The sequence below is a fragment of the Paenibacillus sp. MSJ-34 genome (assembly GCF_018918005.1).
Classification (GTDB): domain Bacteria; phylum Bacillota; class Bacilli; order Paenibacillales; family Paenibacillaceae; genus MSJ-34.
In genome coordinates this window covers 1-13,038 of record NZ_JAHLPR010000053.1, presented here as the reverse complement: position 1 = coordinate 13,038, position 13,038 = coordinate 1, and the positions used below count along the sequence as shown (strand labels likewise).

General features: G+C 49.1%; 10 protein-coding genes, 2 pseudogenes and 1 CRISPR repeat array (1 of these 13 only partly in view). Of the genes and pseudogenes, 6 read left to right on the top strand and 6 right to left on the bottom strand.

The genetic code is table 11. The annotated features are described in order from the left end of the window. Positions 1-248: direct repeats of the CRISPR family, unit length 32 nt; unit sequence GTCGCATCCCTCGCGGATGCGTGGATTGAAAT; it reaches 1,309 nt to the left of the window's first position. Positions 249-754: 506 nt separating this feature from the next. Continuing rightward, complete coding sequence (locus KQI79_RS22785; RefSeq protein ID WP_216540611.1) at positions 755-1,429, bottom strand: Crp/Fnr family transcriptional regulator; 675 nt, start codon at positions 1,427-1,429, stop codon at positions 755-757. Positions 1,430-1,603: 174 nt separating this feature from the next. Here KQI79_RS22785 and KQI79_RS22780 point away from each other — a divergent pair, with 174 nt between their 5' ends. The 4 genes from KQI79_RS22780 to KQI79_RS22765 are packed head-to-tail and all read left to right on the top strand — an operon-like array spanning position 1,604 to position 4,073. Further along, positions 1,604-1,987, top strand: coding sequence for a GntR family transcriptional regulator (locus KQI79_RS22780; RefSeq protein WP_216540610.1), 384 nt, complete (start codon positions 1,604-1,606; stop codon positions 1,985-1,987). Further along, the gene (locus KQI79_RS22775; protein ID WP_216540609.1) at positions 1,984-2,835 is read left to right on the top strand and encodes an ABC transporter ATP-binding protein; all 852 of its coding nucleotides are present in this window, start codon (positions 1,984-1,986) and stop codon (positions 2,833-2,835) included. Before KQI79_RS22780 ends, KQI79_RS22775 begins: the two co-directional genes overlap by 4 nt. A gap of 5 nt (positions 2,836-2,840) precedes the next feature. Beyond that, positions 2,841-3,488, top strand: a complete 648-nt coding sequence (locus KQI79_RS22770) for an ABC-2 transporter permease (protein WP_216540608.1) — start codon at positions 2,841-2,843, stop codon at positions 3,486-3,488. Between the two features lie 42 nt (positions 3,489-3,530). Then, a complete protein-coding gene (locus KQI79_RS22765; protein ID WP_216540607.1) occupies positions 3,531-4,073 on the top strand; it encodes a histidine phosphatase family protein in 543 nt (180 codons plus the stop codon). Positions 4,074-4,095: 22 nt separating this feature from the next. Here KQI79_RS22765 and KQI79_RS22760 read toward each other — a convergent pair whose 3' ends face one another. From KQI79_RS22760 to KQI79_RS22750, 3 genes are all read right to left on the bottom strand, one after another. Continuing rightward, positions 4,096-4,803 carry a GNAT family N-acetyltransferase gene (locus tag KQI79_RS22760; RefSeq protein ID WP_253298348.1) on the bottom strand — a complete coding sequence of 236 codons (708 nt, stop codon included), beginning with the start codon at positions 4,801-4,803 and terminating at the stop codon, positions 4,096-4,098. A 108-nt stretch (positions 4,804-4,911) separates the two neighbouring features. Then, a complete protein-coding gene (locus KQI79_RS22755; protein ID WP_216540605.1) occupies positions 4,912-6,546 on the bottom strand; it encodes an S-layer homology domain-containing protein in 1,635 nt (544 codons plus the stop codon). 83 nt (positions 6,547-6,629) lie between these two features. Continuing rightward, complete coding sequence (locus tag KQI79_RS22750) at positions 6,630-7,103, bottom strand: SRPBCC family protein (RefSeq protein ID WP_216540604.1); 474 nt, start codon at positions 7,101-7,103, stop codon at positions 6,630-6,632. Positions 7,104-7,451: 348 nt separating this feature from the next. Between KQI79_RS22750 and KQI79_RS28500 the strand changes: the two are divergent. Together KQI79_RS28500 and KQI79_RS22745 are read left to right on the top strand one after the other, a co-directional pair. Further along, positions 7,452-7,931 (top strand): annotated as a pseudogene (locus KQI79_RS28500) (fibronectin type III domain-containing protein); the annotation flags it as partial. Between the two features lie 231 nt (positions 7,932-8,162). Next, on the top strand, positions 8,163-11,555 hold the full coding sequence (locus KQI79_RS22745; RefSeq protein ID WP_367398232.1) for a glycosyl hydrolase family 18 protein: 3,393 nt from the start codon (positions 8,163-8,165) through the stop codon (positions 11,553-11,555). 474 nt (positions 11,556-12,029) lie between these two features. Here KQI79_RS22745 and KQI79_RS22740 read toward each other — a convergent pair whose 3' ends face one another. Together KQI79_RS22740 and KQI79_RS22735 are read right to left on the bottom strand one after the other, a co-directional pair. Further along, on the bottom strand, positions 12,030-12,182 hold the full coding sequence (locus KQI79_RS22740; RefSeq protein ID WP_216540603.1) for a hypothetical protein: 153 nt from the start codon (positions 12,180-12,182) through the stop codon (positions 12,030-12,032). 64 nt (positions 12,183-12,246) lie between these two features. Beyond that, positions 12,247-12,861: pseudogene (locus tag KQI79_RS22735) on the bottom strand (SDR family oxidoreductase); the annotation flags it as partial. Positions 12,862-13,038 lie beyond the last annotated feature (177 nt).

Here is a 13,038-nt window from a genome sequence, read left to right as displayed (position 1 = left end):
GGATCGGGATAGTAGTCGCATCCCTCGCGGATGCGTGGATTGAAATATTTCGTCAAGTGAGATACTCGGTAGCTTCCTGTACCGTCGCATCCCTCGCGGATGCGTGGATTGAAATTTTAGTGTTTGGGAGCATGCGAAGCTGAACATTCGGTCGCATCCCTCGCGGATGCGTGGATTGAAATTTCCACCCGATAAGTGGAATAATTATCGAATCCAGTCGCATCCCTCGCGGATGCGTGGATTGAAACGAAGGCGAAGTAAGAAGCGGCCGTTTGCGGCGCAAGCTTGATCAAATCCGGAATTCGCTTTAGATCTGACGGATGGTAATAAGAACGGTTGATAGACATGCTTGATTCCCTCCCATATCGTTTAAGATATCTGCATTGTAAGGGAAGCGAGCGGGAAATTCCGTGACAAAGTCACCGAAGAACCATTAGCGTTGCTTTGAATTTTGCTAGCTGGGATGGTGTCGATAAATATAACGGATTTCGGAGGTCTTATTTTTCAAATTTTAGTCGATTTTTCGGAATTAGCGGATTTTCGAACCGTTAACATGCCGCGGTCAGCCCGGAAATAGTTTGTTTTGTGAAGTTGCGACGAAATAGGGCCCTCAAAATCCGTTAACTCTGCCCAAACAGCGTTTTGGGGCAAAGTAAGGCCTTCATAATCCGTTAACCTATCGTCCCTTTGCTGCCATTGGCTTGAAACACGATAACATTCGATGCAACGCTAGTCACCGAAGAAGACAGCGGGATCATCGTTCTTTCCCTGTAAAGCCTCGCAATAACGTTTTGTCCAACAGGTCGATTCGCCCCCTTTTCGCGGCGAGAGCCCCTTTGACCGCAAAATCTTTCAACGTGCGGGAAACAACCTCCCTTGCCGTTCCCAGTTCGACAGCCAATTGCTCATGCGTCATGCGCAGCGAGTCGGATTCGCGCCGCGCCGCTTCGGTAAGCAAATATTCCGCAAGCCGGCAGGGGATGGACTGGAACGCAATCTTTTCAAGCAGCAGCGTTACATTCGTCATACGCGCTACGAATTGCTTGTAAATGAATTGGCGTACCGGCAGATAAGCGTCCATCCAGTTCCGGAAGTCCGTTGCCGGAACGAGCAGCACCTCGGTGTCGGTTTCAACGGCAGCCGACGCTTCGTATTCGGTTTCGCCCAGAATGCTGGCCATCATCAGCACGCAGCATTCGCTGCTTCCGACGCGGTATAGCGTAATTTCTCTGCCTTCCGGGCTGATCTTGTAGATGCGGATCGAGCCGTTAAGGATAAACATAGCATGCCGCAGCCGATGGCCTTCGCGAATCGTGTGAGGCGTCTCGGGCGTGACCGCGATAATCTCCGCAGCCTTCCATCCATCCGAAGCAACGTCGCCGAAGCAAGGGAATGCTTGCCTGATCCGGTGAATTTGTCGTATATCCATCGCCATCTCCTCAGGAATGAAGTGAATTCGAATCGGAACTCTCGATCGTTTTCTATTAATTCTCCTGGCATCAGAGAAATCCTTCCAATAGGGCTTTCTCGCATTGACATAATTGTTATTGATGTTTATACTGTGTATGTAATTGATACACAGTTGTCGATCCACGGAGGTTACATGAAAATCATTATTTCCAATGTGTCCGATCCGCCGTTATATCAGCAAATCAAAGATCAAATCAAAGATGCGATTATCCATGGCGAATTACAAGAAGGTGAAATGCTTCCTTCCATACGCGCGCTGGCAAACGATCTGAAAGTGAGCGTGCTTACAACCCGAAGGGTATATGACGAGTTGGAAGCGGAAGGGTTTATTACAACCAAAGCGGGCAAAGGATCTTTCGTAGCCCAGGGGAATTTCGAACTGCTGCTGGAGTCCAAACGGCGTATGGTCGAAGAGAAACTTGTCGAAGCCTGGAAAACCGCCCGTTCGCTAGGCATTAGCAAAAGCGAGTTGTACGCCATGATGGATTTATTGTTTGAGGAGGATGAGGAGGAGTGAAACCGATTTTAGAGGTCAAAGGATTAAGCAAAAGCCTGGGCTCTTTCAGATTGCAGGATGTTAGCTTTTTCTTAACCGAAGGCTGCATTACAGGTTTTATCGGCGTCAACGGGGCAGGAAAAACGACAACAATCAAACTGATTCTAGGGCTCATCGCGAAGGATGCGGGGGACATTGCATTTCGCGGGAAGGATATTCTCAGCAATGAACGGGAATTCAAAAACCGTATCGGCATTGTGCTTGACGAAGGGTATTTTTACGACGAGCTGACTTTGCTGGAAATGAAGAGCGTGATCGCGCCGGCCTATTCCGACTGGGATGACGCCGTCTTTCGCCGCCATATCGAACGTTTCGGGCTGCCGTTACACCAACCAATAGGCACGCTATCCAAAGGGATGCGCATGAAGTATGCGATTGCTTTGGCCATGTCCCATCATGCGGATTTGTTGATTATGGACGAGCCGACAAGCGGTTTGGATCCTCAAGTCAGATTGGAGTTAATGGATATTTTGCTTGAGTATGTCAATGAAGACGGGAAAAGCGTGTTTCTATCCTCCCACATCACTTCCGACTTGGACAAGGTGGCCGACGGAATCATTCTAATCGATAACGGTCGAATCGTATTCAGCGAAGAAAAAGATGCCCTGTTAGACATGCATGGCTATGTGAAAGGGGATACGAAGGAATTGAACGAACGTACGAGAGGATTGTTTGTAACGTTGAATGAAACCGGGTACGGTTTTTCCGGGTTAACGAATGATAAAGCGGCCGTCCGTCAGCACATGAAGAATGCGCTTATCGAAAGGCCGACCATCGAAGATGTGATGTTAGGCTATATTAGGAGGTAAAGCCGATGCTATTTCATCTTGTCAAAAAGGATTTTCTGCTGACCAAAAAATATTGGATCGTCATGCTGATTGCCGCCGTCGTTCTGCCGCTCTTTCTTCATTCGAGAATCGACTTTATTGCCGGCGGATTTCTGCCTTTTTTCCTTAGCACGCTCTACATTGTATATTTGCTGTTCAGTACCGTTTTAATGATGGAATATAAATATAGAGGCTCGGCGCTCCTATGCGCAACTCCTTACACGAGAAAATATATTGTAAGGGCCAAATATTTATTTGTCTTGACCGTTTTTACCGGATGCTATGTCCTTTACACCCTTACGGCTTTGATCCCTCCGCTCGGCATCGATCTGCTTGACCTGTCCGCCTTCGGTTGGGCGTTTTTCATAAATGCCGTTATTTTCGGGGTTCTGATCCCGGTTCAATACCGTTTCGATTACGAGAAATTAAAATATATTTTCTTTTTTCTCATCTTTCTCATGCCGTTCGTACTGCCTGCCGTGATGAAGGTGCTGCAGCATGAAGGAACGGGATTTCGATTTTCGCTTCCTTTTACGCCGTTCGTTCAAGATTTGTTCCTTATTGTCCTCGGCCTAGTCATTGGAGGAATATCGATGCGAGTATCCGTTCGCATTTATTCCAAGAAAAATTTGTAGCGTAATAAGATTGCAGCTATTGGTGAGGAGGTAGAACCACCCATGAAAAATATCTATGTCGTTCGCCATGCCAAGGCCGAGGGGCAAGCTCCTGAAGCGCCGTTAACGGAGACCGGAATTGAGCAAGCGAATCGTCTTGCCGAATTTCTCGCAATCCATCGTATCGATTACATCGTATCCAGTCCTTATGAAAGGGCATATCGCACGATTGCGCCGTTAGCCGATCAACTCGGCATAGACATTGTAATGGACGAGAGATTGGTTGAGAGAGTCTTATCGGGGAACGACCATCCCGAATGGCGCGATATGCTCCGCAGGACATACGATGATTTGGAACTGTGCTATGAGGGCGGAGAATCGGGCAACTCGGCGATGATTCGCGCCGTGAGCGTCGTAGCGGAAGTGTTGCAACGCGGATGCAACAACGCTGTCATCGTTTCGCATGGCAACCTGATCTCGCTTCTTCTCAAGCATTTCGACAACCGGATTGGGTTCGAAGAGTGGGAAGCCATGTCCAATCCCGATGTGTACCGCCTTTCCTTCGCCGACGATGCCGCTCCAACCATACAGCGAATATGGGCATGATAAAATTCAATAAGGCATGGCCCTATTCTTTTACCCGATACCAATACTTATATATTTCGGAGTATCCGACTTTGGAATACAACCTTAGCGCTGGGGCGTTATTCGCGACAACCGCTAAATAACTGTGCTTCGCCCCGTTTTCTTTTCCCCATTGCAACAAATGCAAGATTACTTGCTCGCCGAACCCTTGATTCCGATAAGCGGGATCCGTAACGATATCGTATAATCCGATATGCTCTCTTTCAATCACGCCAAGGCCGAACGCGACTGGTTGTTCTTGATCATAGAGCGTGATAAATCCTTTTTTCGTTCTAATGTTGGATAACATTCGCCGCATGATCTCCTTATTTTTATGTTCGACATGATTGGCTCTGCCAAACTGTTCCACCCACCGAACGGTAACATTCTCCTCAATGGTGACGGAATGCGGATCAGGTTTCTTTAGGCTAGTTAACGTTAATGTCTGAACGCTGGTCATATCGATGCATGCATAGCCCTTCTCCTCTAAACTCCGGTCCAAATTATCGGGCTGGATAAAAGGTGTCATTTTATATGTGGGGCGCAAATGTTGACTCGAATAGAGTTGTTCGCATTCTTCGATTTTACGATGCAAATCCAGGGTCGAGCGATATAGCGGACTGATCGAATTGGCGCGTTTCGTATAACCGTCCGCAAAGCGCAGCACCCATCCGTCGTAAAGCAATGAGGACAAGGCCGGCCAGTTGTTCAAAGACAATTCTTCATGCCGAAAAAGCTAGATTTGCCGTCCGTCGAACCGGGTATGAAAAAGGCGGCCGTGAACTCGGTCGCCATACGTTGCGAGTTGAAGAATATGCGGTTATTGGATGATCGTTGATCGGACGATATTGCTGCTGGTGACGCGATCGCCCGACCCGGCGGGCAAAATGACGGAAACAGATAGATGTACCGAATGATCTCTTACGGCAAAATCTTTTTTTGGAATAATGAAGGCGTCAAGCCGCTTCCCTGTATTGCTCCCCTTGTAATGGAGAAGTTGAGGGCTGTCCACCCTGTCTAATCGTTTCGTAAAATCGGTTTCTATGTAAGTGTTGCCGTCCGTTTCCCGGATCCACTCCCTCATCGAGGCGAATCCTGATATATTCAACGAGATTCCCCAACGGTATTTATCGGGCTTCGTGTTTTTCAGGTCGCTCGATTGCAGCAGGATGATATAGTTGTCGCTAACGGCGTCGATATTGTTCGAGATGGTCTCATATTCCAAATCCGATTTTTTGAGCCGGTATGTCCAATGCAGGTTTTGAAGTGGCGGCAAATATTTGCGATTCGGATCCTTCGGATCGGCCATATCGACGACGATCAACCGATCTACTTGAGCTTGATAATGACCGTCCGGCGTTTCGAGCATCAATTTATCCAATGTCCAAGAGTTCATCCCTGTGTTCGCGTTATTCTCAGGGCGATTGAAAATATCGGCAGCGGTCGTAAATAGATTCGTGCGATGCCATGCGATTTCCGCCGCTGCGAGCGCATACCGGTCAACGGGCAAATCTTTGCCGGCATTGTAATCCAGCACGCGTTCGATCACGGCAACCGCTTGAGCGCGGGTCGTCGTCGAATCGGCGGATAATTGTCCCGGGCCCGTCCCGGTCATCAGTCCGCGCCGCACCGCTTCGAACAGCATTTGCTTCGGTTCCATATCGGAATATAGCCGATCCAATTGAGCTCTTACATGATTGGGCTGTGCGGCAATTCGGGCGGCAAAATCGCTAAACCGTTTAAACGGTTGATATATCGATTGTTCGCCCCGATTCAGGCAGTCGTATTCTTTGATATACCATTCCTCGGCTTCGGGACTGCAATAGGTTCTGCCTTCCGATTCATTTTCCGCTTCGAAATCGTTTTGCTTCCCGCGATACCATTCCCGCAAGTCTGCGACAAGCTGTTCCGGACGGTTGAAATCATCGATTCGGACATCAAAATCCTCCAAAGAGGCCAGAAAGGCGTAATCGTCATCAAATTCCTTATACGATGGTTTCAACGGTTCAATCCCAGACTTCTTCTTGGCCATATCATGATCGTAGCTTTGTTGGCGGGTAGCTCTCTCCAACGTTACAGCCATTTCGGCGCGGGTAAGCGGTTCGGACCATCCTTTGTGAAAATCATTGTCATAAAGCCGGTGTTTAACGGCTGCGGCCAGGACGGGTGCGAACCAAGATTCCCCCTCCTTCTGCGGGTCGACCGGCAATTGGAGTGCGCGTACCATCATCGCGATAAATTGTTCGCCGGTAACGGGGGCGTCGGGCTTGAACGTACCGTCCGAATAACCGGTCACGAAACCGGAGGCGATCGCCTTATCGATTTGAGCTTCGGCCCAATGTCCTGATACGTCGGTGAACGTACGACCGCTTCCTCGGGATTCGGCGTTGGCAACGCCAACGGTCGGACCGAGAAGTAATGCGGCCATGAATAATGAGCAAATCAATTTTTTCAATAATCTCCCGCCTTTATCAATGTATCGCCTCTTGAATCGCGCTATGGCGTGAAGCGTCTATCTTATTATCGACGGGAACGAGGTCACTTGTTAGGAGCGCAGCATAACTCCCCCGTGCCGGATTCTAGCGCAGACTTCAAACTTCCCAATACTTGATTCCATGCCATGCGATGCCAAGCGATCGCTTTCTCCCATCCGCCGCCTTCCCCCCATCCCGCATGCTCGACAACGACTTTGGTGAATCCGTTATTTTCCGCGAAAGTGACAAGAACGGTAGTGAGCGACCCCTCTTTGTTCATGATCTGGGCCAAATCGTCCGGCCCTTTCCATGTAAAGCCAAGACGATCCATCGGTTCAAGCAGCGTTATTTTGCATCCTTTGGTACTCATTTGGTCCCGGTTTGCGGGGTCAAAATACAGCTCGAAAGAACCGCCGACGCGGGCCTCGATCTGTGCGCCGGGTGCGAACCATTGCACGATTCGTTCCGTTTGCGTCCATGCCAGCCACACGAGTTCCTTACTGGATGCAATCTCGACTTGAAATTGTAAAGTTTCCATGCCATTTCCTCCTGAATTATGATGTAAACGTAGTTAAATTCTACGATTCTCCGTATAAATCCTGCTCCTTCCCCAGTGCTCCCGGTTGCCGCTATATCCAGGATGAATCTTGAGTAAAATCAACCAATTATTAGATTTTATCCCATCATTGTGGAAATGTCTCCCTTCCCATCGGGGCCTCTTTATTTCATGATGAATATAGCTACATTTCTTTTTTATCAATGTATAGAGGGGGTATGGGGGGCAGAAAGCGAAAGGAACGACATCATTTTGAATCGCGAAGTTGTCGTCTGCACAATTTAGTAATCGTTTACATCCTTGTTTTACCTTAACCTCAAAGCCTTACATATGAGGCAATCAAGAATCTTTCGTGTCGAGAAGCATCAGCGTTCGAAAATTAGATTAAAAGAGGTGACAAAGGTGCGTTCATTAATTCGAAGGAAATTGTTTAAAAGAATGTCGGTCATGTTTCTAAGTTTTGTTTTAGCATTTGGCACTTTATTGGCCGCCCCTGCATTATACGCGGAAGAGACGAATGTCTCCGGATATACATCGGAAACAGAAGTCTCCGATCAAGTATCGGAAATTGATATCACTGAACAGCCGGCGGAAACCGATCCGTCTGCTCAAACTGCAGAATTAGCCGCCCCCGAAAATTTACGTCTAATCTCCAAAACGCATAACTCAATAACGATTCATTGGGACCCTGTCGAAGGGGTTGATCCGTACGATACGGGATATTGGGTCACTCCCGGGGGTTGGGCTTCAGGAGACGATCCATTCGAAATAAAAAATCTAAAGCCAAGTACGGAATATACGATTAGCGTAGGGGTAAACGTTATAGACTCCCCTAAAAGCACAATCGTAGTTACAACGGATGAAGATGATGGAAGCGGTGGGCCGGAGCCTCCCAAGGCAGGTCCGAAAAATCTAAGAGTAGTGGAAGTAACGCATAACTCTGTCTCTTTGGAATGGGATCCTGCCCCGGGAATAAAGCATTACTGGATTTGGGATATAAATGATAGATATGTTCTCTGGGCAAATGATGGGGCTCAAACCGTGGGAGGTTTAAAGCCCGAAACAACATACTCCTATTATGTTGGGCCGGATGGAATCCAGGCACCTGATCTCACCCCGGAACAAAAAAGCAATGTGGTGACATTCACGACATTGGAAGATACTACCCAATACGAGGATGCACCGTTACAGGCGCCAAGCTATTTGAAAGTGAGCGATGTAACGAAAGACTCGATTACATTTCATTGGGGAGCAAGCCCCGAGGCGACGGGTTACGATTTCTATGTGGATGGCGAACGGGCTGACGGTACATTGGGGAATTCAGCTACCTCGGTTACTTACGCTCCTGCTGGGGGACTAGAAATAGGCAAATCGTATACCTTTGAAGTCGGAGCGCAAAAGGAAGTTGATGGGGATCCTCTGACTTCTGCCAAGAGCAATGCAGTATCAATCACTTGGGGCGAATTGGCATCGCCGCAAGATTTGCAAGTTGTAACGGCAACAAGATCGGCGGCGACATTCGGCTGGGCCCCTGTGCCTGGAGCCACGGGTTACGATATTTATCGGGACGGCGATTTGATAGCTAGCAGCGATTCGAATCAATATTTGGCAACCGGACTTACCGAAGGTCAATCCTATTCCTATAAGGTAGTCGCTAAGAACACCCTTTGGGAATCGAAGCCAAGCGAGGAAGTGAAAGTCGTTCCGGGCAGCAATTATAACATTGTTACGTATTATATGTCTTGGGCCGGCAACGAGGAGGCGCGAAATTTTAAACCTTCGGATCTCGACGTCTCTCAGATAACCCATATTAATTACGCTTTTGCCGATTTGTGTTGGAAGAAGAACGGTTCTGATGCCAAGGAATGTCAGAACGAAAGTATTCCTTTGCAAAAAGATTACGTCTATGACGGGGAAATGATCATTGGCGATCCGGAAGTCGATTTGGATTATTTCAAAACTTTTGCGGAAATAAAACAACAGAATCCTCATTTGAAGATCATGATCTCCGTTGGCGGCTGGTCTTGGTCCAACCACTTCTCGAACATGGCTGCGACCGAAATTACCCGTCGGACGTTCGCTAATTCCGTCGTAAAATTTTTGCGCACATACGATCTTGACGGTGTCGATATCGACTGGGAGTACCCGGTTGAAGGCGGCGAGGACGACAACTCTAGAAGTCCAGCGGACAAGGAAAACTTTACGCTAATGGCGAAAACCGTCCGAGAAGCTCTAGATGCGGCCGGTTCGGAGGACGGCAAATATTATCTGCAAACGATCGCATCGGGTCAAGGCGATAATTTCGTCGTCAATGCCGATTTGGCGAATTCCGTGAAATACTTGGATTTTATCAACATTATGGCGTACGATTACAGCGGAAGCTGGGAGAACCTCGCCCACCATAATGCGCCGTTATACTATGACAAGAACCATCCTTTAGAAACAGCGTCGAGAACGAATGTAGAAGGCGGAGCATTAGGCCACTTGAACGGAGGCGTGCCTAAACATAAATTAGTGCTGGGCGTTCCGTTCTATGGAAAGGGTTGGCAAGGTTGTCCGGCGGACGGACAATATCAGACTTGCACCGGACCTACTCCACCGGGCTCATGGGAAGCCGGAATTTTCGATTTTTGGCACTTGGAAAATAATTACGTAAATAAGAATGGGTATGTCCGATACTGGAACGAAGCGGCTAAGGTAGCTTATCTCTACAACGACGAGAAGAAAATCTTTATTACCTATAACGACAAATCGTCCATGACCTATGCCGCCTCTCTTGTGAAGTCGCTGGATATTGCCGGAGTGATGAGCTGGGATAGCAGCGGCGACCGCAATAAAACGCTGTCTACGCGATTGGTTCGCGATTTGCCGATTGACGGCAAGGTGAATGCAGAGGCATTAGCCGCTCCGCAACAAGTTTCGGCAGCCTCCAGAAACGCCAATTCCATTCAACTGAAATGGAACGCGTCGGAAGGAGCTACCGGTTATGAAGTATACGTGAATAAACAATTGGCAGGTACAACGAACGGAACGGAATACACGATAAGTTCTCTTACGCCGAGTACGAACTACAACATTTATGTGTTGGCCGTCGATCGGGATGGAGACGATATTCGGCGAGTTTCTCTTGCCAGCAATGAGGTGAAAACCGCGACAATATCGCCGCCGTCATCCGGCGGAGGATCGTCGGGAGGATGGTCGTCGGGAGGATCGACAACAACGCCGCCTGCAAAGGAACCGTCACCGGCCGATCCGGCAAAAGATCAATTAGAAACGAAAATCACGAAAGACGGCGACAAATTGATCGTCACTTTGCCGACGGAAGCGGCGTTGAAGACGATTGACGGATCGAAGGCGACGACGTTCCGAGTGGTCGTAAGCGATGAAGCCGGCCAAGTGGAAGTCATCGTAACGAAGGAGATTCTTGCAGCCATCGCGGAAAAAGGCGAACAAGCGGCCTTGACCGTTATCGCGAACGGCGTGGAGTATACGATTCCGGTTCATGCGATTCCACGTTCGACGGATATTAAAATTACGATCGGTTCCCCACGTCAAAGCATCATCGATCTCATCTACGAACTGGCGAAAAAGAAAGGATTAAAGCTGCTCGTGCCGCCGCTCGAATTCAAGATCGAGCAATTGTATCCGGACCAGACAACGACGGAAATAAGCAATTTTGGAAAATACGATTTGAGCCGTGTCTTCACAATGAATGCGAAAGGTTTGAACAGAAACCGGACGACCGGAGCGATCTATCTTCCGGGTATGAACGATTTCCGTTCCGTGCCTACTCTATTCGGCAAAAATTCGGACGGCACGGTACCGGTCGACTTGAAGCATAAGGGCAACGGTATTTATATTATTGCCGAATCCGGCTTCAACTTCCAAGACGTCACGATGGAATGGGCGCGCAAGGATGTCGAGGGCGCTGTGGCGAAGTTGATCGTATCCGGAGACAGCGCGAGCGAATTCGGGGTTAAACGCAGCAGTACGCGCGCCGAAGTCGCTTCCATGATCGTGAGAGCGCTGGGCATCATCCCGGATGAGACAGATTCGACGTTTACGGATGTAGACGCTCAATCCGAGTATGCGAGGGATATTGAGGCCGCGAAGAAGATCGGATTAATCAAGGGAAGAACCGAAACTACGTTCGATCCGAACGGATTGGTAACGCGGCAAGAAATGGCGGTCATGCTGGCGAATGCGATGAGTTATGCGGGCAAAGCCAATGATGCCAATCCGGCAGCGCTGGATCGTTTTGAGGATCGGTCGGCAATCTCTTCTTATGCTGCAGCTTCGCTGGCATTGATGGTCGAGCAGCAAATCGTACTCGGCGTTTCCGACACGAAGCTCGATCCCCGGTCGAATATTACGAAAGCTCAAGCGGCGGTTACCGTGATGAGAACGTTGCGCGCCTTGGGATTGACAAATTAGTTAGTAAAATGCGAATGAACCCTTGCGGTCTATACTGCAAGGGTTTTTCGCATGATCCTGCGTGGCAGGCAATGAGGGACCTTTCATTGAGAAATCTGCAATAGGAGTCAATTTCAAAATTCGCCACCGTTACCGAAACTGGCTTATTACTAACACCCCGCCTAACAGCAATCCGAGCGACAACCCTACACCGCCCACTGCCGACCATACGGCTATTGCTCGATTGCGCATAAAAGTGGTGCCTCCCTACATTTCGAAGGCGATTTCGCGCGGCGGCGCTCTTGTTTGGGCGTTAGCGAAACTGGTAATCCTTATTGGGCTCAAAATGAGGACCTTCCCATACTAACGAAAGTACGTATCGCTATTCATTGGAAATCGGCCGTTTTATCGCCGATTTCCCGTCATTAGCGTGTTCCAGTTTCGTTACGCCAGCGACAAGAGTCATTTACAGGCTATTAGCGTGTATGCGTTTCGTTAGCCCGCCCGATGGCCCGACGGGTCGTCAGCCGCTGCGGTACTATGGAAATTGACGCTTGCATCAATCAATATGCCGGAAAATTCCGGCGGATGAGGCCCGTTTCGCTTTCCGACGCGTCTGTTCGATGTTTGCTCGACCGGCGATTCCATCCCTCATTTCCTGTTTCGATAGGGAAATACCGGAGCCCCATAACTGCCGCCCATCGCCCCAGCGTTAACGGTACCCGGTAACGTCTGCCGGCTTGCCGGCATCTCGCACTTCGACGAGATACCTCCAGCAATCCGGACGGGAGCCGTCCAGATCGTCAAAGCCGTATACATTGGCAAGCCCTCCGCTAGACAGCGACTGGCCGTTCCACCGTGAAACATGAGGGTCTGCCGCCAGAGACGCCACGGCGCGTCCCACATAACGCGTCGTTTCCGAAATCGCAAAATGGGGTTCCTTGGCAATGGCGTCGCTCCAATTGGCTTCGGTGACGCCAAAGTGCTCCAGCATAATCTCGGAGCGCATCCAGCCCGGGGTCAACGCCACGGCGGTACAGCGATACGGAAGCAGCTCATGAGCCAGCGATTTCGCCATCCGAATGGCAGATGATTTGGCCAGATCGTAGAACATGGATAACCGGTAGTTCGAGTCGTTATATTCCGCCGTACCGTCCGTCATTTCGACGACCAGCCCGCCTTCGTTCCGGATGAATAAAGGAAGCGCGTAATGGCTTGTAATGAGATGGGTGTCTATCGCAAGCCGCAGCATGCGAAATCCTCTCTCCAGGGAGTGCTCCCAAACGGGGGTATTCCATTGCGTCAAATATTCCCCTCCCCATATATCATAAGCTTCTCGGAATTCACATTCCGTTGCAGACTCTAGCTTCCTAGCTAGGGTCTTCTATTGTTTCACCCCCAAACATGGGGTGCGAACAAACATTCCTCTTGACTTTTCAAAATCACCCCAATAATCGCCGAGAAGGCTTTTTTTATTTCTAATGAATTGGGTGATTTTCATGAA